Source organism: Pantoea sp. SGAir0418 (assembly GCF_043529865.1).
This window is the reverse complement of sequence record NZ_CP027911.1, coordinates 1-25,725: the sequence shown is the minus strand read 5'-3', so window position 1 is coordinate 25,725 and position 25,725 is coordinate 1. Positions and strand designations below refer to the sequence as shown.

At 59.1% G+C, this 25,725-nt stretch carries 23 protein-coding genes; 10 read left to right on the top strand and 13 right to left on the bottom strand.

What is annotated here, in order from left to right; genetic code table 11:
* Positions 1–24 precede the first annotated feature (24 nt).
* From C1N84_RS00115 to C1N84_RS00105, 3 genes are all read left to right on the top strand, one after another.
* On the top strand, positions 25–1,308 hold the full coding sequence (locus tag C1N84_RS00115; protein WP_021506893.1) for an MFS transporter: 1,284 nt from the start codon (positions 25–27) through the stop codon (positions 1,306–1,308).
* Between the two features lie 66 nt (positions 1,309–1,374).
* Positions 1,375–2,349 carry a glyoxylate/hydroxypyruvate reductase GhrB gene (ghrB, locus tag C1N84_RS00110; protein ID WP_058758185.1) on the top strand — a complete coding sequence of 325 codons (975 nt, stop codon included), beginning with the start codon at positions 1,375–1,377 and terminating at the stop codon, positions 2,347–2,349.
* A gap of 80 nt (positions 2,350–2,429) precedes the next feature.
* Entirely contained in the window at positions 2,430–3,677 is a 1,248-nt protein-coding gene (locus tag C1N84_RS00105; protein WP_264441842.1) for a valine--pyruvate transaminase, read from the top strand.
* Here the strand turns inward: C1N84_RS00105 and C1N84_RS00100 are convergent.
* Positions 3,674–5,119, bottom strand: coding sequence for an aminotransferase-like domain-containing protein (locus tag C1N84_RS00100; RefSeq protein WP_264441841.1), 1,446 nt, complete (start codon positions 5,117–5,119; stop codon positions 3,674–3,676). The genes C1N84_RS00105 and C1N84_RS00100 overlap by 4 nt on opposite strands.
* Before the next feature lie 171 nt (positions 5,120–5,290).
* Between C1N84_RS00100 and C1N84_RS00095 the strand changes: the two genes are divergently transcribed.
* The 6 genes from C1N84_RS00095 to C1N84_RS00070 are packed head-to-tail and all read left to right on the top strand — an operon-like array spanning position 5,291 to position 11,009.
* The gene (locus tag C1N84_RS00095; RefSeq protein ID WP_104189508.1) at positions 5,291–6,757 is read left to right on the top strand and encodes a hypothetical protein; all 1,467 of its coding nucleotides are present in this window, start codon (positions 5,291–5,293) and stop codon (positions 6,755–6,757) included.
* A gap of 17 nt (positions 6,758–6,774) precedes the next feature.
* Positions 6,775–8,052 carry an ATP-grasp domain-containing protein gene (locus C1N84_RS00090; RefSeq protein ID WP_104094312.1) on the top strand — a complete coding sequence of 426 codons (1,278 nt, stop codon included), beginning with the start codon at positions 6,775–6,777 and terminating at the stop codon, positions 8,050–8,052.
* On the top strand, positions 8,040–8,750 hold the full coding sequence (locus tag C1N84_RS00085; protein WP_058758189.1) for a class II glutamine amidotransferase: 711 nt from the start codon (positions 8,040–8,042) through the stop codon (positions 8,748–8,750). The genes C1N84_RS00090 and C1N84_RS00085 overlap by 13 nt, the downstream gene beginning before the upstream one ends.
* 4 nt (positions 8,751–8,754) lie before the next feature.
* Positions 8,755–9,555 carry a 2OG-Fe(II)-dependent halogenase WelO5 family protein gene (locus C1N84_RS00080; RefSeq protein WP_159377278.1) on the top strand — a complete coding sequence of 267 codons (801 nt, stop codon included), beginning with the start codon at positions 8,755–8,757 and terminating at the stop codon, positions 9,553–9,555.
* A gap of 26 nt (positions 9,556–9,581) precedes the next feature.
* Positions 9,582–10,082 (top strand): YbaK/EbsC family protein, encoded by a 501-nt coding sequence (locus tag C1N84_RS00075; protein ID WP_058775617.1) that lies wholly within the window; start codon positions 9,582–9,584, stop codon positions 10,080–10,082.
* 21 nt (positions 10,083–10,103) lie between these two features.
* Positions 10,104–11,009, top strand: a complete 906-nt coding sequence (locus tag C1N84_RS00070) for an EamA family transporter (RefSeq protein ID WP_021506902.1) — start codon at positions 10,104–10,106, stop codon at positions 11,007–11,009.
* A 58-nt stretch (positions 11,010–11,067) separates the two neighbouring features.
* Here the strand turns inward: C1N84_RS00070 and ibpA are convergent, their stop codons facing one another.
* Positions 11,068–11,484: a small heat shock chaperone IbpA gene (ibpA, locus tag C1N84_RS00065; RefSeq protein WP_010617843.1), complete on the bottom strand. Its 417-nt coding sequence runs from the start codon at positions 11,482–11,484 to the stop codon at positions 11,068–11,070.
* A 285-nt stretch (positions 11,485–11,769) separates the two neighbouring features.
* Here ibpA and C1N84_RS00060 point away from each other — a divergent pair, with 285 nt between their 5' ends.
* Positions 11,770–12,129 carry a YceK/YidQ family lipoprotein gene (locus C1N84_RS00060; protein WP_040679624.1) on the top strand — a complete coding sequence of 120 codons (360 nt, stop codon included), beginning with the start codon at positions 11,770–11,772 and terminating at the stop codon, positions 12,127–12,129.
* Here C1N84_RS00060 and C1N84_RS00055 read toward each other — a convergent pair.
* From C1N84_RS00055 to dnaA, 11 genes are all read right to left on the bottom strand, one after another.
* Positions 12,107–13,369: a DUF3748 domain-containing protein gene (locus C1N84_RS00055; RefSeq protein WP_264441840.1), complete on the bottom strand. Its 1,263-nt coding sequence runs from the start codon at positions 13,367–13,369 to the stop codon at positions 12,107–12,109. The two genes, C1N84_RS00060 and C1N84_RS00055, sit on opposite strands and share 23 nt — an antisense overlap.
* A gap of 106 nt (positions 13,370–13,475) precedes the next feature.
* A complete protein-coding gene (locus tag C1N84_RS00050; protein WP_264441839.1) occupies positions 13,476–14,768 on the bottom strand; it encodes an MFS transporter in 1,293 nt (430 codons plus the stop codon).
* 244 nt (positions 14,769–15,012) lie between these two features.
* The gene (dgoD, locus tag C1N84_RS00045) at positions 15,013–16,161 is read right to left on the bottom strand and encodes a galactonate dehydratase (RefSeq protein ID WP_394541695.1); all 1,149 of its coding nucleotides are present in this window, start codon (positions 16,159–16,161) and stop codon (positions 15,013–15,015) included.
* Complete coding sequence (locus C1N84_RS00040) at positions 16,158–16,775, bottom strand: 2-dehydro-3-deoxy-6-phosphogalactonate aldolase (RefSeq protein WP_264441837.1); 618 nt, start codon at positions 16,773–16,775, stop codon at positions 16,158–16,160. Before C1N84_RS00040 ends, dgoD begins: the two co-directional genes overlap by 4 nt.
* On the bottom strand, positions 16,759–17,637 hold the full coding sequence (locus tag C1N84_RS00035; RefSeq protein WP_264441836.1) for a 2-dehydro-3-deoxygalactonokinase: 879 nt from the start codon (positions 17,635–17,637) through the stop codon (positions 16,759–16,761). Before C1N84_RS00035 ends, C1N84_RS00040 begins: the two co-directional genes overlap by 17 nt.
* Entirely contained in the window at positions 17,634–18,332 is a 699-nt protein-coding gene (locus C1N84_RS00030; RefSeq protein ID WP_058770730.1) for a FadR/GntR family transcriptional regulator, read from the bottom strand. The genes C1N84_RS00035 and C1N84_RS00030 overlap by 4 nt, the downstream gene beginning before the upstream one ends.
* A 216-nt stretch (positions 18,333–18,548) precedes the next feature.
* Positions 18,549–19,358 carry a sugar-phosphatase gene (gene yidA / locus C1N84_RS00025; RefSeq protein ID WP_058758197.1) on the bottom strand — a complete coding sequence of 270 codons (810 nt, stop codon included), beginning with the start codon at positions 19,356–19,358 and terminating at the stop codon, positions 18,549–18,551.
* A gap of 174 nt (positions 19,359–19,532) precedes the next feature.
* Positions 19,533–21,941, bottom strand: coding sequence for a DNA topoisomerase (ATP-hydrolyzing) subunit B (gyrB, locus tag C1N84_RS00020; protein ID WP_058758200.1), 2,409 nt, complete (start codon positions 21,939–21,941; stop codon positions 19,533–19,535).
* Positions 21,942–21,958: 17 nt separating this feature from the next.
* Positions 21,959–23,044, bottom strand: coding sequence for a DNA replication/repair protein RecF (gene recF, locus C1N84_RS00015; protein WP_211727252.1), 1,086 nt, complete (start codon positions 23,042–23,044; stop codon positions 21,959–21,961).
* Positions 23,045–23,215: 171 nt separating this feature from the next.
* On the bottom strand, positions 23,216–24,316 hold the full coding sequence (gene dnaN / locus C1N84_RS00010) for a DNA polymerase III subunit beta (protein ID WP_010617831.1): 1,101 nt from the start codon (positions 24,314–24,316) through the stop codon (positions 23,216–23,218).
* Positions 24,317–24,321: 5 nt separating this feature from the next.
* Entirely contained in the window at positions 24,322–25,725 is a 1,404-nt protein-coding gene (gene dnaA / locus C1N84_RS00005) for a chromosomal replication initiator protein DnaA (RefSeq protein ID WP_031279599.1), read from the bottom strand.

Below are 25,725 nucleotides of genomic sequence, written 5' to 3'. Positions count from 1 at the left end.
CCGCCTCAACCAGAGGAGTCACCCATGAAATCGCAGACAATCGCGCCAAAACGCTGGTGGTATATCATGCCCATCGTGTTTATCACCTACAGTCTGGCGTATCTGGACCGGGCGAACTTTAGCTTCGCCTCTGCCGCAGGGATAAATGAGGATCTCGGTATCACCAAAGGCATGTCATCGCTGCTCGGTGCCCTGTTCTTCCTTGGCTACTTCTTCTTTCAGATCCCCGGCGCGGTCTATGCTGAGCGCCGCAGCGTAAAAAAACTGATTTTCTGGTGTCTGATTCTGTGGGGCGGCTGCGCCTCGCTGACCGGTATCGTCAGCAATATTCCGATGCTGGCCGCCATCCGCTTTGTGCTCGGCGTGGTGGAAGCGGCGGTGATGCCGGCGATGCTGATCTACATCAGCAACTGGTTTACCAAATCTGAGCGCTCACGCGCCAATACCTTCCTGATCCTCGGCAACCCGGTGACGGTGCTGTGGATGTCAGTGGTGTCCGGCTACCTGATTAACTCCTTTGGCTGGCGCGAGATGTTCATCATCGAGGGCTTCCCGGCGGTGATCTGGGCGATTGCCTGGTGGTTTATGGTGCAGGATAAACCGGCCCAGGCCAAATGGATGAGCGACGAAGAGAAAGCGGCGCTGCAGGCGCAGCTGCAGAAGGAGCAGGAGAACATTAAAGCGGTGCGCAACTACAGCGAAGCCTTCCGCAACCGCAACGTTATCCTGCTGTGCCTGCAATATTTTGCCTGGAGCATCGGCGTGTACGGTTTCGTGCTGTGGCTGCCGTCGATTCTGCGTAACGGCACGCAGATGGGCATGGTCGAAGCGGGCTGGCTGTCGGCGGTACCGTATCTGGTGGCGACCATCGCCATGCTGGTAGTGTCGTGGGCGTCGGACAAGACGCAAAACCGTAAGCTGTTTGTCTGGCCGCTGCTGCTGATTGGCGCACTGGCGTTCCTCGGCTCGTGGATGGTGGGCTCCAGCAACTTCTGGCTGTCGTATGCGCTGCTGGTGATTGCCGGCGGGGCAATGTACGCCCCCTATGGCCCGTTCTTCGCCATCATTCCGGAGATGCTGCCGCGCAATGTTTCCGGCGGTGCCATGGCGCTGATTAACAGTATGGGCGCACTGGGTTCCTTCATCGGTTCATGGATCGTAGGCTATCTTAATGGGGCGACCGGCAGTCCTGCCGCCTCCTATGTCTTTATGGGTGCTGCGCTACTGGCGTCGGTGTGGCTGACGCTGATTGTTAAACCGGCGGCCAACAAAACGCCGCCGCCGATTCACGGGGCGAAGCACGCCTGAAAGCGTAAGCGATGACTTTTCCGGGCGACTCAGGTCGCCCGTCACACGTTCTACAGGGAGCAAATAATGAAACCTGCTGTGATTCTGTATAAGAGCCTGCCCGATGACCTGCGTGCCAAGCTGGACCAGCACTTCAGCGTCACGGAAGTGAAAGATGTCTCGCCGGAGACGGTGAAACAGCATGCGGCGCAGTTCGCCGCAGCGCAGGGTCTGCTGGGCTCCGGCGGCAAAGTGAATGATGAGCTGCTGGCCAGCATGCCGGCACTGCGTGCCTGTTCTACCGTCTCCGTCGGCTATGACAACTTTGACGTTGATGCGCTCAACCAGCGCAACGTTCTGCTGATGCACACGCCCACCGTACTGACCGAAACCGTGGCCGATACCATGATGGCGCTGGTGCTGAGCACCGCGCGTCGCGTCACCGAGCTGGATAAGTGGGTCAAAGCCGGTGAGTGGAAAAAGAGTATCGACGCTGAGCACTTCGGTATCGACGTACACCACAAGACGCTGGGCATTCTCGGCATGGGCCGCATTGGTCTGGCACTGGCGCAGCGCGCGCACTTTGGCTTCGGCATGAACATTCTGTACAACGCCCGCCGCCAGCATGAAGAGGCAGAAACCCGCTTTGGCGCGCGCGCCTGCGATCTGGAAACGCTGCTGAAAGAGAGCGATTTTGTCTGCATCAGCCTGCCGCTGACCGAGCAGACGCACCATATGATCGGTGCGGAACAGCTGAAACTGATGAAGCCGAGCGCGATTCTGATCAACGCCGGACGCGGTCCGGTGGTCGATGAGCAGGCGCTGACCGCCGCACTGAAAGACGGCACTATTCACGCCGCCGGGCTGGATGTGTTTGAAGTCGAGCCGGTACCGGCCGATGCGGAAATCCTCACGCTGCCGAACGTGGTCGCGCTGCCGCACATCGGCTCCGCCACGCATGAAACGCGCTACGGCATGGCGCGCGATGCGGTCGACAACCTGATCGCCGCGCTGAGCGGTAAAGTGGAGAAAAACTGCGTTAACCCGCAGGTCCAGGCTTGATCCCTCGGCTTTAGCCATTGCGCCTGCCGGTTGCGGGCGCTATGGTGGTCTTCCCCCTGATAACAATGTTTTTACCTCCTATGGCTTTTTCTCAGTTCGGCGACAAATTTACGCAACATTCCGGCATCTCTCGTCTGATGGAAGATATGGGCGAAGGGCTGCGCACGCCTGGCACGATCATGCTGGGCGGCGGTAATCCGGCGCAGATTCCGGCCATCAATGATTATTTCAGTCAGCTGCTGCTGCAGATGCATCAGGACGGCAAGCTGAACGAAGCGCTGTGCAACTACGACGGCCCGCGCGGCAAAGCGCTGCTGCTGGAGGCGCTGGCTACGCTACTGCGCGAGGAACTCGGCTGGCCGGTGACGCCACAAAATATCGCGCTCACCAACGGCAGCCAGAGCGCGTTCTTTTACCTGTTTAATCTGTTTGCCGGCCGCCGCGCCGACGGCAGCAAAAAGCGCGTGCTGTTCCCGCTGGCACCGGAATACCTCGGCTATGCCGATGCCGGGCTGGAGGAGGATCTGTTCATCTCCGCCAAACCCAACATTGAACTGCTGCCGGAAGGCCAGTTCAAATACCACGTCGATTTCGACCATCTGCCGCTGAATGATGAGACTGGCCTGATTTGCGTGTCGCGTCCGACCAATCCAACCGGCAACGTCATCACCGACCACGAACTGCTGCAGCTGGATGCGCTGGCACAGCAGCACGGCGTCCCGCTGCTAATCGATAACGCCTACGGCGTGCCGTTCCCCGGCATCATCTTCAGTGAGGCACGTCCGCTGTGGAACCCCAACACCATTCTGTGCATGAGCCTGTCGAAGCTGGGCCTGCCGGGCGCACGTTGCGGGATTATCGTTGCCGATGAGAGCACGATCGGTGCCATTGGTAACATGAATGGCATTATCAGCCTGGCACCAGGCAGCATCGGTCCGGCGATTGCTACTGAGATGATTGTGCGTGGCGATCTGCTGCGCCTGTCGCAGGAAGTGATTAAACCGTTTTATCAGGCCAAAGTTAGCGAAACTATCGCGATTATTCGCCGCTATATCAGCGAAGATCGCTGCCTGATCCACAAACCGGAAGGCGCTATCTTCCTGTGGCTGTGGTTCCGCGACCTGCCGATCAGCACCGAAGCGCTGTATCAGCGTCTGAAAGCGCGCGGCGTGCTGATGGTGCCGGGCCACTTCTTCTTCCCGGGGCTGGAACAGGCCTGGCCGCACACCCATCAGTGCATGCGCATGAATTACGTACCGGACAGCAACAAGATTGAGCGTGCGGTACAGATTCTGGCGGAAGAGCTGGATAACGCCTGGAACGCTTAATCCGCGCTTAACGACAGCTGGCACCACTGCGCCAGCTGCTGAATCGCCTGTTCGACTTCGGCATTCCAGCCAAAACCGGCGTTGAGCCGGAAGCAGTGATCGTAGCGGTGATCGGTGGCGAAGATGTGCCCGGGCGCGATGCCGATGCCCGCGTTGCGCGCCTTGAGAAACAGCGCGCGCACGTTCAGCGCCTGTTGCGGCATCTCCACCCACAGCACGTAACCGCCCTCCGGATCCGACACACGCGTGCCCGCCGGGAAGTAGCGCAGCACCGCCTGGCGCATATGGTGAATCTGATTTTTCAGCTCGCGCCGCAGCTTGCGCAGGTGCGCATCGTAACCGCCGCTGCGCAGCAGTTCGGCAATCGCCGCCTGCGACAGCACCGACGTGCCCATGCTGGTGGTGTACTTCAGCGAGGCGATTTTGCGCATGTACTTGGTGCTGTGCACCCAGCCAATACGGATGCCGGGCGCCACGGTTTTGGAGAAGCCGCTGCACAGGATGGCATTGGGACTGAAGGCGCGCATCGGAAACGGCCGGCGCTCGCCGAAAGCCGTATCGCCAAAGATATCGTCCTCAATGATCACCACATCATTCTCATCGGCCTGGCGCGCGATATACGCCTTCTGCTCGTTGGGAATGCTTTTGCCCAGCGGATTATTGATGTTGTTGATGGTGAGATAGGCCTGCACCGCTTTACGCCGGAACAGCCCGGTGAGTTTCGCGACGTTAACGTAACCCTCCGGCCCGGCTTCCACTTCAATGACGCGCAGGTTGAGATTATGCAGCATCTGTAGCAGCACGAAGTAGCACGGCGACTCCACCGCCACGATATCGCCCGGCCGCGTGGTGGCGCGCAGCGCCAGCGAAATCGCCTCAATGCAGCCGTTAGTGACCAGGATGTCATCGGCGCTGATATTGCAGCCATAATCCACCGCGCGCCGGGCAATTTCCGCCTTGAGCGGCGCATAGCCGGTGCCTTTCACCGTATTACCGAGCAGCGCCGGTTTGCTGTAACCCATCTGCCGCATCAGCAGGCCAATTTTTTTCACCGGATAGAGTGAGATATCGCCGTTGGCCAGATCGAGCCGCACGCGGCAGTCCGATCCCAGCATCGCCAGGTGCAGTTCGGTTTGCTCATCCAGCGGCGCCACTTCGCGCGGCTGCTCGCTGAATACCGCCGGCACTTTTTTCGCTGTGGGACGCGGTGCGACAAAAAAGCCAGACTTCGGCCGCGCCACCGCGTAGTGCTCATCCTCCAGCGTGCGTAATGTTTTCAGCGCAGTGGTCATGCTGACGCGATACTGCGTCGCCAGCGTGCGCACCGACGGCAAACGGCTGTCGGGCGGTAGCGATCCGCTATGAATGGCCTGTTTTATCTGCTCAGCGATCTGACGGTAACGACTGCTCTGACTCTCCTGTTCCTGCGTTTCACCCGCCATCTGTTCCACCCCATATCGTGCTGATCTGTGCGTATTCATCAGATTACATTCAAAGTACTTTAGGCTGCATCTGTTAATTCAGCTTCACGCAGCACCTTCGTGGCCCGTTTTCCAGCCCGTTGTCGCCCGCACGGCAGCGGCGATTTTATTAGCCAAAGGATGAAGTGAAAAATGAATAATCTGTCCGCGATGATGAGTGAAATTGAAGAATACCTGACGCCCGCGATTCTCGATTCCGCCCAGCACTGTGCTCAGCGACTGCTCGCCGCCCTGCCCGATCCCGACCATCCCGAACGTAACCGCGTACTGCTGGCCTATGGCGGCGGCAAAGACAGCAGCTATATGGTGGCCTACGTACGTTACATTCAGGGGTTAATCTGGCAACAGCGCAACAGCACGTTTCAGCTGCGCATCAGCACTAATCGCCATGCCGCCATGAACGACAGCGTGATGGAAAACATCGACCGCGTCTATCGCGCGCTGCGTATCCATGACGACGCGTTCACCGAATGCCTGGTGACCGACGGGCTGCAGATTCGTCCCTTCGATCGCCATTTGCCGATGCCGCAGAGCGTGCGCCAGCAGAACCGCGACGATGTGCTGATGAATGGTCACCGCTTCCGTGCCGACGCGCGCTCCACCTTCTGCAACGCCTGCAACCTGAGTATGGTGAATTCGTTTGGCCTGGCGGCGCATTACGATGGCGGCGTCGATGTGATCATCACCGGCGATTCGCCGCAGGAACAGACCGCTTACCTTGCGTGGGCGCGCCACCTGTCAAAACTGTTTGATGCGCCAATGGCCGATAAGTCGCGCGGCTTCAGCGGCTTTCTGCACACGCTGGACGGCGTGGCGGCGCGCTACTTCGCCGACATTTACGGCGCTGACCAGGTCACGCCGGCACATCGCATTACCTGGCAGCTGGCGCGCGACCCGCTGTTCTTCAACATCTATCAGGACACCGCTTATGAGGCTGGCGCGCACTGGGCGCTGCTGACCGAATTCATGCATTTCCGCTTCGACGAGCTGATGTTCAGCTTCTCCGAATCGGACTGCGGCAACCCGACGTTAATGGCACATATTCGCGGTCTGCGTGCGGAGACGCTGTTGCAGCGCAGCTACGCCGAAGGCATTCGCGAATATGTGCGCTTTGCGCTCGGCCTGATGGTGCAGAAGGACTTTCCGCCGCAGCTGATCGATGAGATGGCCGCGCGCTATCAGGATGACGCCGCGATTGCCCGCGCACGCCAGCGCGCCGCGCAGTTCGCACTCGATGCTTTCGGCCTCAGTGAAACCCAACTGGTATGCATGATCTATTCACCGTTTATCGCCGCCGGCCAGCAGCTGAAAGCCTGGCTGCTGCATTTGCCGGCCGCGCCGGAAGAAGCCGCGGTGCGCGCCTTACTGAGCGGAGAGAGCGAGGATGTGGCGCTGGCGCAGCAGCTCACGCAGCTGTCTGGCCTCAGCGTGGCACAGATGCGGCACTGCTGGCGCAGCGCGGCGGTGAGTTCGCTGCTGGACGGCGCGCGCGGCGATGCGCTGTCGCGCGTGTTGCGTTTCGACCCGCACAAAGCGGTGATTCAGGTTAACAACGGTGCGTTACAGGACATCGTTACTGAAGTGATTTCCGGGCGTTAACCCGGTAAGGCGACGCGATGAGAAAGATTTTTCTGCAGATTGGCGCCACGCGCGACGGGCAAAATCCCTACTGCGCGGTGGCAAAACGCGAAGGCTATTTTACCGTACTGGCCGAAATGGGGGATTTTGTCGACTATCAATCGCTCAGCATCGCCCTGCCGTTCGATCTGATTGTGCGTCTCGATCGCCCGGAAAATCCGTGGGATGTCCTCAATGCCTGTCTGCACGCCGGTCTGCTGGAGCATCCACAGGTGGTGCTGGCCGGTTTTGAGGCTTACAACGCCAGCGCTGGCCGGGTGCGTGAACTGCTGGCCGGCCCGGATGCCGGTCCGGGTTTTATCCCGCCGGATAAATATGCACAGCGCATGGCGCTGCGCAAAGCCTGGCCGCGTTTTCCGCAACCGGAGTTTCGCTTCTTTGCCTCACCGCTCAGCATTGGCGACGCGCGGGATGCACTGCTCTACCCCTGCGTGATCAAACCGGTCGACGGCGGCGGCGGGCTGGGCATCTGGCTGGTGGAAGAGGCCAGCCAGCTGGATGCGGTGATTGCCCGGCTGCTCGACACCATGAACTATGGCGGACGCGGCTTTACCGGCTTTATCGTCGAAAGCTGGCTGGCCGGTGACGAATATTCGCTGCAGGGCGTGGTGGAGAATGGACACGCGGTGGCGCTGACCTGCTGCCAGAAGGTGATTGAGCAGCATACCGAGGCCGACGGCTGTATCAGCTTTTACGAATCCGGCCATGTAGCGATGGCGGCGCAGCAGCTGCCCGCCGCTTTCACCAGCCTGATGAGTTTCTGCTGTGAAACCTTCGGCTACCGGCGCGGCGCTTTCCACATTGATTTCATTATGGTGAACGGCGAGCCGCACTTTCTCGAAATGGGCTTTCGCCTGTCCGGCATGGGCGTGGTGAACCTGGTGGAAGAGGTCACCGGCATCAACTGGGCCGAGGTGGCCTTTCAGGTTGAAGCCGGACGCGGCCTGCCTGAACTGCACTTCGCCGCACCGTCACAGGCCGTCGGCCGGCTGCGGTTGCGCCAGCGGCTGCAGTATGACGCCGCCGAGCGCTGGATTGCCGAGCATCAGCGCGGCCAGCTGTTACCGCCGCTCAACTTACCGGCGCTGGAGGTCTCGCCACGCTCATCGCTGTACGCCGATCTGACGCGCCACGCCGGGATTCTCGCCACGCTGCGTCTGCCTGCCGCCAGCCGCGACGAAATTCTGGCGGTGTTTCACGCCCTTCTTGCTGTGCCCGCTTTGACCTCACGGAGAGATTTACTATGTGCAGAATGATTCTGGCACACGGCCAGTTTGACGCCGCTGCGGTACTGGACGCCGCACGCGCCATGAGCTGCGGTGAAACCGCCGCGCACGATGGCCCGATTAAACAACATCCCAACGGCTGGGGCTGCCTGTGGCTGGAGCACGGTCAGATCCGTACGCTGCATGGCACCGGCACCTTTGCCGAAGCACTGCCAGGCATTGACGTCACGCGCATGCAGCACAGCCGCTTTCTGGCGGTGCACGTGCGTCACGCCACGCTCAGCAAAAATCAGGGCATTGCGTTCTCCCATCCGCTGCGGCGCACCAGCGGCACCACCCAGTGGTACATGATGCACAACGGCTTTTTGCCGACCGTCTATGCGCAGCTGGGCATGGCGCAGTCGCGCTTTGATTCCGCTGAATATCTGGAATATATCGTCGACCGCGTCACGCCCGCCGATTTCACCCGCGACTACCTGCGCGAAAAAATGGCCCGGGTGGCGCCGGGTGGCAGCGCGGCAAACGCCATTTTCGTCACCCGCGAGAAGGCCTGGGCGTGGCAATGGCATCCTGATGACACGCCTTACCCCGACTATTTCACCCTGCATCGTTGTCAGCAGAACAACAGCACCTTTATCTCCTCTGAACCTGTTTCAACACTGGGCACGGCGTCAGCATGGCACCGTATGAGCAACCATGAACTTCATGAAATTCCTTTTGGAGAGTGAACCCATGGCCATTTTCAATCAGATTCGCGTCATTAACCCCAACATGTTCGTCGAAAGCACCTGGCTGGATGACATCGTCACCGCGCGCGTGCCGCTGCTGGTGCTGCGCAATTTCCTCACGCCAGAGGTGCGCAACGCGGTGGTGGCTGATCTCCAGCAGTGCCGCGAGCAGGTACGGGTTTCTCACTATCCAAATGGCGCGCTGACCACGCTCGGCCCGTATCTGGCGAAGCACACCGCCGCGCCGGAAAACTATTTCACCGAACTGCGCGACATCCAGCCGGCGCTGCCGGCCTCGCTGCACGCCCTGCGCGCGCAGATTTACCACTGGGTGCAGCATGCGCTGCGCCTTGAGAGTCTGCAAACCGCCACCGAACCGGCACTGGGTGATTACGCCGGCTCGATTGTGCGTTTCCACGCTGACGGCGTCGCTAATCCGCTGCATAACGACAACATCGTGCGCGATGCCGCTGGCAGCGGTCTGGCGGTGACGCACATTCTGCATCAGCTGAGCTGCGTCGTGTGCCTGCAGGAGTGCAACGCCGGCGGCGCGCTGCGCATCTTCAATAAGAAATGGCAGCCGGAAGACGAGCGCTTTAAAACGCCCGGCGAGCTGGGCTACCAGAGCGGCGTCATCGCCGGCAGCGAGACCTGCGAGTTCGCGCCGCGCAGTGGCGATATCTATCTGTTTAATCCCGCGTTTTATCATGAAATCGATCGCGTTGAGGGCGACACGCGCATCACCATGGGCTTTTTCTTTGGCCTGACCGACAAAAAAATGAAGCACGCCATTGCCTGGAGTTAATCCCGGCCTTAGACGAGGAAGACAGTATGACAACCTATGACAAAGTGATTGCGCTGCTGGATGCGCAGCAGGCCCGCTACCGCGTGGTGGAGCATGAGGCCATCGGCCAGACCGAGGTGATCAGCGCTATCCGCGGAAACGATCTCCAGCAGGCGGCCAAAGCGATGGTGCTGGAAGTCACTATGCCGGACGGCGCCGCGCCGCGCTATCTGCTGGCGATCGTACCCGGCGACTGCAAAATCAACTTCAAACACGCCGCACGTGCCATTGGCGGTAAGAAGTCGACGTTTGCCACCCCTGAGCAGGCACAAGCGCTGACGCAGTGCGTGATGGGCGCGGTGCCGCCGTTTAGTTTTGATGACCGACTGGCGCTGCGCGTGGATGCGCGGCTGCGTGATGTCGGGACGCTGTGGTTTAACGCCGGCGCGCTGGACCGCTCGGTAGCTTTGGATGTGGATGATTATTTTCGACTGATCGGCGACGACTGCGGTGCAGAGATCGCCACACCGGTGACGGCAACCGCCTGATTGCCGCGCTGAGGAATGCGTATGTCCGTGAAAGATATGTTGTTAGCCCTGTGCGTCGTGGTGGCGTGGGGCGTAAATTTTGTGGTGATTAAGCTGGGTTTGCAGGGCATGCCGCCCTTTTTGCTGGCGGGACTGCGTTTTACGCTGGTGGCGTTTCCGGCGATCTTTTTCGTGCGTCGTCCGGCAATTCCGCTGCGCTGGCTGGTGGTGTATGGCATGACCATCAGCTTTGGTCAGTTCGCGTTTCTGTTCCTCGCCATCAAGCTTGGCATGCCAGCCGGGCTGGCTTCGCTGGTGCTGCAGGCGCAGGCATTTTTCACCCTGCTGCTCGGCGCGCTGCTGCTGGCCGAGAAGCTGCGCTGGAACCACATCGCCGGCATTCTGGTCGCCACGCTCGGCATGTTTATGCTGGCAACCGCCGGTATGGAGGGCCAGACAACCGCGGGCATCACGCTGACCACCATGATGCTGACGCTGGCGGCGGCGCTGTCGTGGGGGCTGGGCAATATCACTAACAAGATTATCCTGCGCAACCGCAAGGTGCCGGTGATGTCGCTGGTGGTGTGGAGCGCGCTGGTGCCGATTGCACCGTTCTTTGCCTGTTCGTGGTGGTTCGAGGGCGAATCCGCCATTGTCACCAGCCTGCTGGATATTTCGCTGCAGACGGTGCTGGCACTGCTCTATCTGGCGTTTTTCGCCACCATCATTGGCTACGCCATCTGGGGCAATCTGCTCAGCCGCTACGAAACCTGGCGCGTGGCGCCGCTGTCGCTGCTGGTGCCGGTGGTCGGTATTCTCAGCGCCGCGCTGATCCTCGGCGAAACTCTGTCGGCACAGGAGATTCTCGGCGCGTCGGTGATCATTCTCGGGCTGCTGGTGAATGTGTTTGGCGGTATGGTGAGCCAGCGCCTGCTGGTACGTACCTGATGATGCAGCCATAAAAAAACGCCGCGTTGCAGCGGCGTTTTTCTTTACTTCGTTAGCCTTATTTCAGGATTTCAATCCGGCGTGGTTTCGCCTCTTCCGGGACGATGCGTTCCAGATCGATACTCAGCAGGCCCAGTTCGAGACGCGCATCGCGCACCACGATGTGATCGGCCAGCTGGAATTTGCGTTCGAAGTTACGTTCTGCGATGCCCTGGTACAGGTATTTACGTTCCTGCTGCTCTTCAGGGTGGGCGCCGCGCACCACCAGCATGTTGTCATGGGCGGTGATATCCAGTTCGCTCTGCGCAAAGCCGGCGACGGCAATGGTGATGCGATAGTGGTTTTCGTCTACCAGCTCGACGTTGTACGGAGGGTAGCCGCCGTTGGCCTGGTTTTGATTGGACTCAAGCAGGTTAAACAGACGGTCGAAACCAATAGCAGAACGATAAAGCGGAGAGAGATCAAAGTTACGCATAATAAGACTCCTGATAATCAGCAAGTTTTGGCAACCTTCCACCATGGACAGGTTGTCCGGCCCGTCGGTGTCCCTGTCGGCGACCGCGTCGTGACCGTAGCTTAAAGATGGGTGCGCTCAGGTCGCTTTCAAGGGGCAATGCGCTTTTTTTTGCAGCAATTCTGACGATATGGCATACACTCAGGGGACGCTTCGCCTGACGGGAAGGACATAACCACAGAGTTATGCGGATGTCAGGTGACACACTCCAGCCAGGGCCATGCCATGACTGTAGGGATGATGATGATGAAAATGATGAAACGCTTTCCGCTCACCGGCCTGCTGGTCTGCTGCGCCTGTGCCACATCAGGCTGCTCCAGCGTGATGTCGCATACCGGTGCCAGCCAGGGTTACTACCCCGGCACGCGCGCCAGCGCAGAGATGCTGACCGATGACAATACCAGCTGGGCGATTAAACCGCTGGCGCTGATCGATCTGCCCTTTTCGGCGGTGATGGATACGCTGCTGCTGCCGTGGGATTACTTCCGCGCCGACGACGATAAAACCAAAGATTCGCCGCGCGAACGCGTGCTGCAGAGCGAGAAGATGGCTGGCACCCAGGCCAGCCTGGCCACCGCGGCGGCTATGCCGGCGGAATCGCACTGACGCAGAACAGCTGTCGCCAGCCGTCAACCTCGCGCATGTAGGCGATCTGCTTCCCGTCCGGCGACCACACCACCGCGTCGCCGCCCGGCGGTTGCGCGCTGCGCGCGGTAAGGCGCGTACACTGTCCGCTGGCTATCTCACAACGCATCACGCTGTTATCACAGATAAAGGCGATGGCTGCGCCGTCCGGCTGCCAGCTGAAAGCAGACTGAATGCTGCTGCGCAGTGAGGTGATCTGACGCGCCGCGCCACCGTTGGGTGAGACTGTCCACAGCTGCACAATGCCCTGCTCGTCAGCCTGCAAAAAGGCGATTGCGCTGCCATCCGGCGCAGCGCGCAACCAGTGGCGCGGCTGCAGCGCCAGCCCTTTACCGTGCGTGATGCGCCGCTGCTGCACGCCAGCCGGCGGTGCCGGCAGCTGCTCTGCCGTGCCCTGCAGCGGTGCATTGCCGGCTCTGGCATAGTCCGCCAGCGCCTCAGGCAGATCGACCACAAACACTTCCGGCACCTTCTCACCACTGGCATTGCGCGTATCGCCGATAAAGGCGATGGCCCAGCGCTGCCAGCTGCCGTCCGCTTTCTGGTAGCCGCGCGCGCCAATCCAGCACTCTTCATAAGCGCGGTCAATCTGATCGCTGCCCGGTTGTGGATCGCGCCGGGTGTGGCTCACCAGCACGCAGTAGTGGCTGCCGTCATATTCGCGCGGATGCTGTTTTGGCGGACACACCGGATGCAGCGGCACCGCCACGCCGACGTTGCGCAGGTCGTCACGCACATCGCGCTCATGCATTACGTGATCGTTATAGGTAAAGCTCAGCCGCGAGCCATCCGGACTGAACACATGCACGTGCGAGCCACCACGCAGCGCACCCGGCGTATAGGGCGCGGTGATATCGCAGGCGTCGAGGTTCTCTGCGATGCCCTGCTGAACAATCACGCCGCGCCGGTGATGAAAGTCATAATGCCAGTGCGCATCGGGATGCTCCGGCCCATGAATACAGACATAGCGCGGCGGCAGATCCGGACTCACGGTCACCACGCCGACGTGCGCGCCCTCGCGCGCCTGATACAGCACCTCGACCGCGCCGCTGTGCACGTTGACGCGCTCAATGGTCAGGCTGGTAAACGAGGCGCCGGACGGCCGCACATCAAATGCCAGCCACTGGCTGTCGGCGGTCCAGACGTTGATATTGGTCAGCTGATGATGGCGCTGAGTAAAGGTGAGTTGTTTTTCTGACATGGGGCAACCTCAGATGTAACCGTTGCCGGACAAATTACGTGATGCCGTTCAGTTAAGCAAAAGCTGAGCAGCTAATGCGGGTGCGCAGGCATGCGCACCCGGAAGCTTAGCCCACGCGCTGCACATCCCCCACCAGCAGGATGTAAGAGAGCGCGCCAATCAGCGCAACCGCGGAGATGTACACCAGCGCGGGCGCAAAGCCGTAATCCTGCGCCAGATACCCCACCACCAGCGGTACCGTGATGCCACCGAGGCCGCCGATAAAGTTAAACATGCCGCCGGTCAGGCCAATCAGGCGTACCGGCGCCAGTGACGAGACCAGCGACCAGGTGATGGACGCGAACCCGTTGCCGAAGAAGGCCAGCGCCATCAGCACCATAATCCACAGCGGATCGTTGGTGTAGTTTGCGCCCATAATGCAGGTGGAGATCAGCAGGCCGCAGATGATCGGCGTCTTGCGGGCAAAGCCGAGCGAGCGGCCGCTGCGCACCAGACGATCGGCCACCATCCCGGAGAGGATCACGCCAACAAAGGCGGCGAGAAACGGCACGGTAGTCATAAAGCCGGCCGTCAGCGCGGCAATATGTTTCTCCTGCGTCAGATAGTTGGGGAACCAGGTAAGGAAAAACCACAGCGTTGAGGTCACCGCGAACTGGCCGAGATACACGCCGCAAAGCTTGCGATGAAACACCAGTTTCCAGTCGGCCGCGGTGAGTTTAACGCGTGCTTTTATCTCGCCGGGCGCATCGCCGTCGACCATCGCGCCACCGGCACGAATGTAATCCAGCTCGGCCTGATTGATGCCTTTGCTCTGGCTCGGCGCCTGGTAAACCCTCATCCACACCAGCGACCAGATAATGCCAATCCCGCCAGTGATGATAAACACCCAGTGCCAGCTCAGCAGTTCCTGAATCCAGATCAGCAGCGGCGTGAGAAACGCCAGGCCGACAAACTGACCGGAGGTGTAAAAGCCGACGGCCGAAGCGCGCTCCTGTTCCGGGAACCAGCTGGTAACCAGGCGATTATTGGTCGGGAAAGCCGGCGCTTCAAAAATACCGGTAATGGCGCGCAGACCTATCAGCGATAATAAGCCGCTGGCGAATCCCTGCAATAATGTCGCCACCGACCAGCCGAGAATAGCGATAAAATAGGTCAGGCGTGAACCTACGCGATCGAGAAACCAGCCGCCGGGAATCTGGCACAGCGTATATAACCAGGCAAACGCCGAAAACACATAGCCCATTTCCGCTTTGCTGATGCCAAACTCCTGCTGAATATGCGCCGAGGCAACGGCTAAATTAGCGCGATCGACATAACAAATGACTACCGTAATAAAAATCATCAGCAGCGTAATATAACGGCGACGCGTAGGTTTCGCCTGAACAGCAGAGAGATCCATGGTGTTTCTCCGTCAGATGTCAGCTGGCGGACGTGCCGAAACACGCCGCAGCCAACGCAGGGTAAGGTTATCGAAGATAAAAGCCGCAGCAGCGGTAAACTGGCAGCGCGGTGAAAACAGGTTGAGCGCTGCCCTGTGCCTTATATATTCCGCACATGGTTTAAATAGTCAGATGTTTAATCGCCTGATAATCGGCGCTGTTATAAAGCGGTAAACGCAGCAACCGGACGAAATACCACGGTTATTACCACTCGGCTACCGATCCATCCGGAAAGCGCCATAATGGGTTGCGCCAGTCTGGCGCATTTTTACTGCGCGCAATCACCAGCTCTTCATTAATTTCCACACCGAGGCCGGGTTTATTTAATGGATAGAAATGGCCGTCATCCATTTTAAAATCCTCTTTATTGATCACGTAATCGAGCAGTTCAGCGCCCTGATTATAGTGAATGCCCATGCTCTGCTCCTGGAACACCGCGTTACGCGACACGAAATCCACGTGCAGACAGGCAGCCAGCGCAATCGGCCCCAGCGGACAGTGCGGCGCCAGCGCCACGTCGTAGGACTCGGCCATCGCCGCGATTTTGTAGCATTCGGTGATGCCGCCGGCGTGCGACAGATCCGGCTGCAGAATCGCCAGCCCACCGGCTTCCAGCACGCGCTTGAACTCGAAGCGGGAGAACATGCGTTCGCCTGCGGCAATCGGCAGATGCGTCTGCGCCGCCAGGCGCGGATAGTATTCTGCCTGCTCGGCCAGCACCGGTTCTTCAATAAACAGCGGACGATACGGCTCCAGCTCTTTGATCAGCACTTTGGCCATCGGCGCGCTGACGCGACCGTGGAAATCGAGGCCAAACTCAATGTCACTGCCAAAGGCTTCACGGATCTGCGCTACGGTGTTAACAGCGGCATCGACCTGACGTGAATTGTCGATGATGCCCATCTCTTCACAGCCGTTGAGTTTGAAGGTGTCAAAGCCGATACCACGTAATTTCTTAATGCCATCAATCACTTCAGCCGGACGATCGCCGCCCACCCAGCTGTATGCTTTGATGCTGTCACGCACCAGACCGCCCAGTAGCTGATACATCGGCACGCCCAGCGCTTTGCCTTTAATATCCCACAGCGCCTGATCGATACCGGCAATGGCGCTCATTAAAATCGGGCCGCCGCGATAAAAACCGCCGCGATACATCACCTGCCACAGATCATTAATCCGCGCCGGATCCTGCCCAATCAGATATTCCGACAGCTCATGCACCGCCGCTTCGACGCTGCGCGCGCGCCCTTCAATCACCGGCTCGCCCCAGCCGATGATGCCTTCATCGGTTTCGATTTTCAGGAACATCCAGCGCGGCGGCAGGCGATAAGTGGTCAGTTTCGTAATTTTCATCGTACAGCGTCCTTATAGGCAGCAATAAATGCGCGGGCCTTCTCCACGGTGCGCGACAGCGGCTGACCGGCGCGATAGAGATCGCTGCCCAGGCCAGCCCCGACGCAACCGGCGGCGATAAATTCATGCAGGTTTTCCGGCGTGACGCCGCCCACGGCAAAGACCGGCACCTCCGGCGGCAGCACCGCTTTCAGCGCTTTGATGTAGCCCGGACCAAACGCCGACGACGGAAAAATTTTCAGCGCCTGCGCCCCAGCCTGCAGCGCGGTAAAGGCTTCGCTGGCGGTGGCACAGCCTGCGGCAACCAGCATGCCGTGCGCCACGGCCTGGCGAATCACCGCAGCATCGGTATTGGGCGTCACCACCAGCTTGCTGTTGAGCGCCGCCAGCTGATCGACCTGCGTCGCCTGCAGCACGGTGCCGGCACCGATCAGCGCTTTATCGCCGAAGGTTTGCACCATCGCGCCGATACTTTTCGCCCACTCTGGCGAGTTGAGCGGAATTTCAATCGCATCGAAACCGGCATCGATCAGCGCCGTGACGTGCGCTTCAGCTTCATCCGGCGTGATGCCACGCAGAATGGCGATCAGCGGAAGTTTAGTGGGCCAGGACATGCGCAATACTCCTTATTCCGTGCTGGAAAGCGCGATCGCCCTCCAGCGTAACTGAATCTGTGCCGATAAAGGCCAGCGCCTGCTGATAACGCAGCGCCAGTTCGCTGCCGGCGATAATGACAATCGGCTGGCGGCTATGCGTTAACTGCTGCGTCATCTGTGCCACTTCATGGCCGATTAACAGGCCCGAGAGAAAATCACTGATATGGCGCCGATCGCGCGCGCCGAGCACATGGGCGGCACGCACTTCAAACAGGCGCGCCAGAATGGATGGGTCATGGCTGCCAATCTGCAAACCGTCCCGGAACTCGTCCGGACTGGCTTCCTGCGCGGGTAAACCGGCGCCAATCAGCGACTGCTTCAGCAGTAAATGGTGCAGCTCGCCGGTCATCACGGTGCGGAAATCGATGACGCGATCCTGCTCCATCTGCACCCACTTGGCGTGCGTGCCCGGCATGACATACAGCGGCGCGGGCTGCAGCGTGACCGCGCCGAGCAGCTGGGTTTCTTCACCGCGCATTACGTTGTAGTTGTCGTCACGTTCGACGCTCAGTCCCGGCACAATCCACGCTTTTCCTTCCACGCAGGTCAGGCGATCGCTTAATGCATTGAGCGCCACCGGACAGGCGAGATAAGGCACTGCCAGCCAGCCAGCGTTGCTGCCCACCATACCGGCCATGATCACCGGGACTTCGGCCACCGGCCAGCCGTCGGTAATGGTGGCAAACACCTGAGCAGGCGTGCGGTCGCCGAGGCGCGTCACGCCCGCTTCCGAACGGCGCTCATCGACGCATTCACCGGCGCGGTAATACCAGGCGCGCAGGTTGGTGGAGCCCCAGTCAATAGCGATATAACCGGTCACAAAATCTCCTTGAGTCGGGCGGTTGAGCTGGCAATCATCGCCTTCGCCGCCTGTTCCGCCGCATCGCCATCCTGGTGACGAATGGCATCGAACAGCGCTTTATGTTCGGCTAACGTGCGCGGCATGTTGCCGGAGTCCGCCATGTAGGTTTGCGCAAACACCGCTTTTTGCAGCTGGCTGATCGCCACATTAAGCTGCTGCAGCACCGGGTTATGCACCGAGGCCATCACCGCTTCGTGATAGCGGATATCTGCGTCGTTAAAGGCATCACGGTTGAGGTGGTTGGCCACCATCTCGTTGTAGGCCAGCTCAATCGCCGCCAGATCGGTCGACGTTGCCCGCTCGGCCGACCAGCGCGCAATCTGCGGTTCCACCAGCACGCGCACCTCGTTCATGGCCGCAATCAGGCGCGGATCGTGATCGTGCGCCAGCGCCCACTGCAGTACATCGCTGTCGAGATAGTTCCACTGGTTACGTGAAGTGACAAACGCGCCGCGATAGCGCTTCATCTCCATCAGGCGTTTAGCCATCAGGGAGCGATACACTTCGCGGATAATATTGCGCGAGGTTGAAAATCGCTCGCACAGCTCCGCTTCCGCCGGCAGCGCGGCGCCCGGCACATATTTTCCCGCAACAATCTCTTCACCCAGCGTCTGGATGATGCGCTCTGTTTTACTCAGTGGTTCCTGCGTCATCGTGTTCGATTCCATGAAAGGCGTGAGAAATCAGATTACTGCTTTCGTAGTGCAAAGCCCAATCCCTGACGCATCCTGTAGCGGAGATTGTAGTACCACATGTATTGTTTGTACTACAATACGGATCACAAAACAGACAACCCACCAGCGTACTGGCAGCAAAAAATTCAGCAGAGAAGTGACGGGCAGCAGAACGCCGCCCGCATCAGAGGAGGGTTACAGCACTAGCTCTTCAATGGCGTGCGCGACGCCATCTTCCATATTGGTCTTGGTCACGAACTGCGCAATCTGCTTCACGGAATCAATCGCATTGCCCATCGCCACGCCGGTGCCGGCGTATTCAATCATCGCCAGATCGTTTTCCTGATCGCCAATCGCCATCACTTCTGACGGCTGCAGGCCGAGTTTCTCCGCCAGCATTTTTACGCCGTAGCCTTTGTTGACCAGCGGATTAAGGATTTCGAGATAGTAAGGTGCACTTTTCAGAATGGTATAACTGTCGCGGGCGCGCGCCGGTAAGGCGGCGATGGCTTTATCCAGCAGCTCCGGTTTGTCGATCATCATCAGTTTCGGGAAGCGCGTCGCCGGGTCCATCTCCTCTACGGCGCGATAGCGCACCGGAATGCCGGTCAGGCTGGCTTCGTGAATGGTGTATTCGCTGATGTCTTTATTTGGCGTGTAGAGGAAGGATTTGTCGAACGCCTGAAAATGTACCCCAAGGTCGCGCGCCAGCTGTTCCAGGTAGAGATAGTCATCAAAGCCAAGCGTCTTCTCGGCCACCACCTCACCGCTGTCCGCGCTGTGCGCCAGTGCGCCATTGTTGCTGATGCAATACTGCCCCGGCTGACGCAGATCCAGCTCCATCAGGTAGCGCTCCACACCAACAAACGGGCGTCCGGTGGCCAGCACGATCGACACACCTTTATCCCGCGCCCGGCCAATCGCCGCTTTGACGCCCGCCGTGATTTCGTGCTGCGGATTCAGCAGCGTGCCGTCCATATCGATCGCAATCAGTTTTATCGCCATAACGTCCTCGGTTAATTCAGGGTCTGGCTTTAATGCTAGCGCGATTCAGCTCACATTGACCAGTTAATCGGCAGCGGAAGATGCTTTGCGAACAAAGAGGTTGGTGCTCAGGAGGGAATTAATAACGGCGATTAAAACAAAAAACCCTTCCCGTTTGGGAAGGGTTTTGCGATATCAGATATCGATGTTGGCGGCTTTCAGCGCGTTCTCTTCGATGAAGGCGCGGCGCGGTTCAACCGCATCGCCCATCAGCGTGGTGAACAACTGGTCGGCGGCGATGGCGTCTTTGATGGTGACGCGCAGCATGCGGCGGCTGTCCGGATCCATGGTGGTTTCCCACAGCTGATCCGGGTTCATCTCGCCCAGACCTTTGTAGCGCTGCACTGACAGACCGCGGCGCGACTCTTTCACCAGCCAGTCAATTGCCTGCTCAAAGCTGGCAACCGGCTGTCGGCGCTCGCCACGCTCGATGTAGGCATCCTCTTCAATCAGACCACGCAGGTGCGCGCCGAGTGCACAGATTTTGCGGTATTCCGCGCCGTCAATGAACTCGCTGTCCAGCGGATAATCGGTATCAACACCGTGAGTACGCACGCGCAGCACCGGCTCAAAGCGCTGCTGTTCGCGGTTTTCCCGCACCTGTGCCACATAGCTGCTGCCATGCGCTTCGCGCTCGTTCAGGTAAGCCACCAGGCTCTCCAGCCATGCGGTCACTGCCGTCTGATCGCTGAGATCGCTCAGGGTCGGATGATAAACCAGCGCGCGCAGCAGCGCAGACGGGAAGCGGCGCTCCATACGCTTGATCATCTTCTGGGTGCTGTTGTATTCCGCCACCAGGCTTTCCAGCGGCTCGCCGCCCAGCGCCGGTGCGCTGGCGTTGGTGTGCAGCGTTGCACCGTCCAGCGCGATGGCAATCTGATACTGATCCATCGCGTCGTCATCTTTAATATACTGCTCCTGCTTGCCCTTCTTCACCTTGTACAGCGGTGGCTGCGCGATGTAGACGTGGCCACGCTCGATGATTTCCGGCATCTGGCGATAGAAGAAGGTCAGCAGCAGCGTACGGATGTGCGAACCATCGACGTCCGCATCGGTCATGATGATGATGCTGTGATAGCGCAACTTGTCCGGGTTGTACTCATCGCGGCCGATACCGCAGCCCAGTGCGGTGATCAGCGTGGCAACTTCCTGTGAAGAGAGCATTTTGTCGAAACGCGCTTTCTCCACGTTAAGGATTTTACCTTTCAGCGGCAGAATCGCCTGGTTCTTACGGTTACGTCCCTGCTTGGCAGAACCGCCTGCAGAGTCACCCTCCACCAGGTAGATTTCAGACAGCGCCGGATCGCGCTCCTGACAGTCCGCCAGCTTGCCCGGCAGGCCCGCCAGGTCCAGCGCGCCTTTACGGCGGGTCATTTCACGTGCACGACGTGCGGCTTCACGCGCACGCGCGGCATCGATAATTTTGCCGACCACGATTTTGGCGTCAGACGGATTTTCCAGCAGGTATTCGCTCAGCAGTTCGTTCATCTGCTGTTCCACCGCCGATTTCACCTCGGAAGAGACCAGCTTGTCTTTGGTCTGAGAGGAGAATTTCGGATCCGGCACCTTCACCGAAACCACTGCCACCAGCCCTTCACGCGCGTCGTCACCGGTAGCGCTGACTTTGGCTTTTTTGCTGTAACCTTCTTTATCCATGTAGGCGTTGAGCGTACGCGTCATCGCCGCGCGGAAACCGGCAAGGTGCGTTCCGCCGTCGCGCTGCGGAATATTGTTGGTGAAGCAGTAGATATTTTCCTGGAAACCGTCGTTCCACTGCAGCGCAACTTCAACGCCGATACCGTCTTTTTCGGTGGAGAAGTAGAACACATTCGGGTGAATCGGGTTCTTGTTGCGGTTGAGATATTCAACAAACGCTTTGATACCACCTTCGTAGTGGTAATGGTCGTTTTTATCGTCGCGCTTGTCTTCCAGGCGAATCGACACGCCGGAGTTAAGGAATGACAGCTCGCGCAGACGCTTCGCCAGGATTTCATATTCAAAATCGGTGACGTTGGTGAACGTATCGTGGCTCGGCCAGAAACGCACGCGCGTACCGGTAGCGTCGGTATCACCGGTCACCGCCAGTGGCGCCTGCGGCACACCGTGCACGTAGGTTTGCTGATGCACTTTGCCGTCGCGACGAATGGTCAGTTCCAGCTTCTGCGACAGGGCGTTCACCACCGATACGCCGACGCCGTGCAGACCACCGGAAACTTTATAAGAGTTGTCATCAAACTTACCGCCGGCATGCAGTACGGTCATGATCACTTCGGCAGCAGAGACGCCCTCTTCCGGGTGGATACCGGTCGGAATACCACGGCCGTCATCCTGTACGGAGACAGAGTTGTCGGCATGGATGGTGACCACGATATCACTACAGTGGCCGGCGAGCGCTTCGTCGATGGCGTTATCCACGACCTCGAATACCATGTGATGCAGACCGGTGCCGTCATCCGTATCGCCGATGTACATACCCGGGCGTTTGCGTACCGCATCAAGCCCTTTCAGGACTTTGATACTTGAGGAGTCATAAGAATTCGACATCAACGTTTCTCGCTCATTTAATCTTCAGGTTGAACCGCTATTTTACCCTGTTCCACGCGGAACATCTTGCCCTTTTCGTCACTCATATCGATTACATGCTCGACACCAATGGCGCTGACAAACACCTGAGCCTGCGTGGCTTTCAGGCGTTCCGCCAGCAGGCGACGACGGGTGTCATCCAGCTCGGAGGCGAAGTCGTCAATCAGGTACAAACAGCGACGTCCGCTGCTGCGCGTCAGGTACTCGCCCTGCGCTAACCGCAACGCACACATCAGCAGCTTTAACTGACCGCGTGAGAGTAAATCTTCCACCGGCGTGCCTTCAGCACGAATCCGAAAATCGGCTTTGTGCGGACCGCTGGCGGTGTAGGTGAGCGCGCGATCGCGCTCGAAGTTGCGCTCCAGCAGATCGCCGAAGTCGCTCTCTTTGTCCCAGCCACGCTGGAAGGAGAAGCTCAGCGCAAACTCTGGTAAAAACTGGCTGCAGGTGGCGGTGATTTCGCTGGCAATGGCTGCGCTGTATTCAGCGCGCCATGCGCTGATCTGTTCTGCCAGCGGCACCAGCTCCTGATCCCATGGCCGGATCTGGCTGTAGCGCGCGACCTGGCGCAGCGCCGCGTTGCGCTGTTTGAGCAGGCGACGCAGGTTGCTCCAGGCCAGAAAGAAACCGGGATAAGCATGAAAGCAGCCCCAGTCGATGTAGGCTCTACGGTATTTGGGGCCGCCGTTGAGCAAAGTAAACCCCTCTGGCGTAATCAGCTGCATCGGCAGCAGCTGCGCCAGCTCGGCGACTTTGTGGCCGTCGCTGCCGTCGATGCGGACTTTGCTGTCGCCGGCGCGGTTTTTACTCAGGCCGACCGCCAGCTCGCGCTCGCTGCCTTCAATCCGCCCGTGCAACACAAACGCGTCCTGATCGTGACGAATTACGCGTCCGGCCTGCAAACTGCGGAATGCGCGGCCGTGGCCCAGCGTATAAATCGCCTCCAGCACGCTGGTTTTACCGCTGCCGTTGGCACCCACGAGAAAATTAAAGCCCGGCGCCAGCGTGAGATCGGCCTGCTCGATATTACGAAAATCTTTAATCAGGAGGCGGGTTAAAGCCATGAATCAATCCAGCCAGAGGGGGTTGCCTAACATTAACAATCCAGGCCGTTGGCGGCGCAGGCAGTCTGGCCACGGCCAGCGCGCAGGCCCTGGGAGCATACTGAAGTATGTGACCAGGGGCGAGCACTGCCCGGGACCAGAATGGCAAGTAAGCCAGGCCGATATTTTCTATTACAAACGCATGGGCATCACGACGTAGGCCGCAGCCGGACTGGCTACATCTTCAATCTGCACGCTGGAAACCGAATCCGTCAGCAGCAGACGCACGTTTTCGCACTTCAGCGCGTTCAGCACATCCAGCACGTAGCTGACGTTAAAACCAATCTCCAGCTCGGTGCCGCTGTACGACACGTCCAGCATCTCTTCCGCCTCTTCCTGCTCCGGGTTATTGGCGGTGATGCGCAGCTGATTTTCGGTGATATAGATGCGAACACCGCGAAACTTCTCGTTCGACAGGATCGCCGCGCGGGCAAAAGCCTGTTTCAGCAGATCGCAGCCCGCTTCCAGCGCTTTGTCAGGATTCTTCGGCAACACGCGGCGATAATCCGGGAAACGGCCATCAACCAGCTTCGACGTAAAGATGAAGTCGCCGACATGCGCGCGAATGTTGCTGCTGCCAATCTGCACCTGCAGCGGCGTTTCACCGCCGTCCAGCAGACGAACCAGCTCAATCACACCTTTACGCGGTACGATCACCGAATGGTTCGGCAGCGCCTGTCCGACAGGCATCGAACAGACCGCCAGACGATGGCCGTCAGTGGCAACGGTGCGCAGCTCTTCGCCTTCGGTCTCGAACAGCATGCCGTTGAGATAGTAACGCACATCCTGATGCGCCATGGAGAACTGCGTGGCTTCAATCAGGCGTTTGAGCGTGGCCTGCGGCAACGTGAATTCCACTTCGCTCTGCCAGTCGTCGAGATTCGGGAAGTCGCTGGCTGGCAGCGTCGACAGCGAAAAGCGGCTGCGGCCGGAGCGCACCAGCATGCGGTCACCTTCCAGCGTCAGACTGATCTCTGCGCCTTCAGGCAGGCCACGGCAGATATCAAGAAACTTACGCGCCGGCACGGTCGTCGCGCCCGGTTCGTGCGGCTGGGTCAGCGCCACGCGCGCCACCATCTCCATCTCAAGATCGGTACCGGTCAGCAGCAGCGTGCCTTCATTCACCTGCAGCAGTAAATTTCCGAGGATCGGCAGCGTCGGGCGTCCGCCAAGCGGGCCACTCACCTGTTGCAGCGGCTTCAGCAACTGCTCACGTTCAACAATAAATTTCATATGCGTCAGGAAGATAATGTTCGAATGAGGTTAGAGAAATCTTCTTTGATGTCGTGGCTCTCTTCACGCAGCTGCTCGATTTTACGGCAGGCATGAAGCACGGTGGTATGGTCACGGCCACCAAACGCATCGCCAATTTCCGGCAGGCTGTGGTTGGTGAGCTCTTTGGCCATCGCCATCGCCATTTGACGCGGACGCGCCACCGAGCGCGAACGGCGCTTCGACAGCAAATCCGCCACTTTAATTTTGTAGTACTCGGCCACCGTCTTCTGAATGTTGTCGATGGTCACCAGCTTTTCCTGCAGCGCCAGCAGGTCGCGCAGCGCTTCGCGCACAAAATCGATGGTGATGGCACGCCCGGTAAAGTTGGCATTGGCAATCACGCGATTCAGTGCCCCTTCCAGCTCACGCACGTTAGAGCGCAGACGCTTGGCAATAAAGAAGGCCACTTCGCCCGGCAGACGGATGTCGTTTTCGTCCGCCTTTTTCATCAGGATCGCGACACGCGTCTCCAGCTCAGGCGGCTCGATCGCCACGGTTAATCCCCAGCCAAAGCGTGATTTCAGACGATCTTCCACCCCATTGATCTCTTTCGGGTAACGATCCGAGGTCAGGATGATCTGCTGATTACCTTCCAGCAGCGCGTTGAAGGTGTGGAAAAACTCTTCCTGCGAGCGCTCTTTATTGGCAAAGAACTGAATATCATCGATCAGCAGCGCGTCCACCGAACGGTAGTAGCGCTTAAACTCCTCGATGGCGTTGTTCTGCAGCGCTTTCACCATATCCTGCACGAAGCGTTCAGAGTGCATATAAACCACTTTGGCATTCGGCTTGCGCGCGATGATGCCGTTGCCCACCGCGTGCAGCAGGTGCGTTTTGCCGAGGCCGGTGCCGCCATACAGGAACAGCGGGTTATAAGCGCCGCCAGGATTATCCGCCACCTGACGTGCCGCCGCGCGCGCCAGTTGGTTGGACTTACCTTCAACGAAGTTGTCGAAGTTGTGGCGGTTATTCACGTTCGAGCGGTAGGTCACATCAGCCGGTGCCGGAACCGAATCCCAGCTCGGGCGCAGCGGCTGTGCCGGTGCCGGACGATTCTCAGCCGGTGCGGGCGCGCTGACGCTGCTGGCCATGGCGGGTTGCGTAGCAGCCACCGGCGCAACCGGGCGCGTGCCGACCTCAAAACGCAGCAGCGGCACGTTCGCACCGCAGAATTCATTCAGCAGCCCATTGATACTATTGAGATATTTATCCCGAACCCAGTCGAGTACAAACCGATTTGGTGCATACAAGGCCAGCGTATTGTCGTTCAATTCAGCCTGGAGCGGACGAATCCACATGCTGAATTCGGTGGCAGGAAGCTCATCCTGCAAACGGGCAAGACACTGTTGCCAAAGCGTAAGTGACAC

What these genes read in the sequence shown, in the direction of transcription:
- C1N84_RS00040 (WP_264441837.1), bottom strand. Translation starts at nt 16,775, where the DNA reads ATGTCCTGGCCCACTAAACTTCCGCTGATCGCCATTCTGCGTGGCATC.
- C1N84_RS00090 (WP_104094312.1), top strand. Translation starts at nt 6,775, where the DNA reads ATGAGAAAGATTTTTCTGCAGATTGGCGCCACGCGCGACGGGCAAAAT.
- C1N84_RS00085 (WP_058758189.1), top strand. Translation starts at nt 8,040, where the DNA reads ATGTGCAGAATGATTCTGGCACACGGCCAGTTTGACGCCGCTGCGGTA.
- dnaN (WP_010617831.1), bottom strand. Translation starts at nt 24,316, where the DNA reads ATGAAATTTATTGTTGAACGTGAGCAGTTGCTGAAGCCGCTGCAACAG.
- dgoD (WP_394541695.1), bottom strand. Translation starts at nt 16,161, where the DNA reads ATGAAAATTACGAAACTGACCACTTATCGCCTGCCGCCGCGCTGGATG.
- C1N84_RS00050 (WP_264441839.1), bottom strand. Translation starts at nt 14,768, where the DNA reads ATGGATCTCTCTGCTGTTCAGGCGAAACCTACGCGTCGCCGTTATATT.
- C1N84_RS00115 (WP_021506893.1), top strand. Translation starts at nt 25, where the DNA reads ATGAAATCGCAGACAATCGCGCCAAAACGCTGGTGGTATATCATGCCC.
- ghrB (WP_058758185.1), top strand. Translation starts at nt 1,375, where the DNA reads ATGAAACCTGCTGTGATTCTGTATAAGAGCCTGCCCGATGACCTGCGT.
- C1N84_RS00075 (WP_058775617.1), top strand. Translation starts at nt 9,582, where the DNA reads ATGACAACCTATGACAAAGTGATTGCGCTGCTGGATGCGCAGCAGGCC.
- gyrB (WP_058758200.1), bottom strand. Translation starts at nt 21,941, where the DNA reads ATGTCGAATTCTTATGACTCCTCAAGTATCAAAGTCCTGAAAGGGCTT.
- recF (WP_211727252.1), bottom strand. Translation starts at nt 23,044, where the DNA reads ATGGCTTTAACCCGCCTCCTGATTAAAGATTTTCGTAATATCGAGCAG.
- C1N84_RS00055 (WP_264441840.1), bottom strand. Translation starts at nt 13,369, where the DNA reads ATGTCAGAAAAACAACTCACCTTTACTCAGCGCCATCATCAGCTGACC.
- C1N84_RS00105 (WP_264441842.1), top strand. Translation starts at nt 2,430, where the DNA reads ATGGCTTTTTCTCAGTTCGGCGACAAATTTACGCAACATTCCGGCATC.
- C1N84_RS00080 (WP_159377278.1), top strand. Translation starts at nt 8,755, where the DNA reads ATGGCCATTTTCAATCAGATTCGCGTCATTAACCCCAACATGTTCGTC.
- C1N84_RS00100 (WP_264441841.1), bottom strand. Translation starts at nt 5,119, where the DNA reads ATGGCGGGTGAAACGCAGGAACAGGAGAGTCAGAGCAGTCGTTACCGT.
- C1N84_RS00030 (WP_058770730.1), bottom strand. Translation starts at nt 18,332, where the DNA reads ATGACGCAGGAACCACTGAGTAAAACAGAGCGCATCATCCAGACGCTG.
- C1N84_RS00060 (WP_040679624.1), top strand. Translation starts at nt 11,770, where the DNA reads ATGAAAATGATGAAACGCTTTCCGCTCACCGGCCTGCTGGTCTGCTGC.
- yidA (WP_058758197.1), bottom strand. Translation starts at nt 19,358, where the DNA reads ATGGCGATAAAACTGATTGCGATCGATATGGACGGCACGCTGCTGAAT.
- C1N84_RS00095 (WP_104189508.1), top strand. Translation starts at nt 5,291, where the DNA reads ATGAATAATCTGTCCGCGATGATGAGTGAAATTGAAGAATACCTGACG.
- C1N84_RS00070 (WP_021506902.1), top strand. Translation starts at nt 10,104, where the DNA reads ATGTCCGTGAAAGATATGTTGTTAGCCCTGTGCGTCGTGGTGGCGTGG.
- ibpA (WP_010617843.1), bottom strand. Translation starts at nt 11,484, where the DNA reads ATGCGTAACTTTGATCTCTCTCCGCTTTATCGTTCTGCTATTGGTTTC.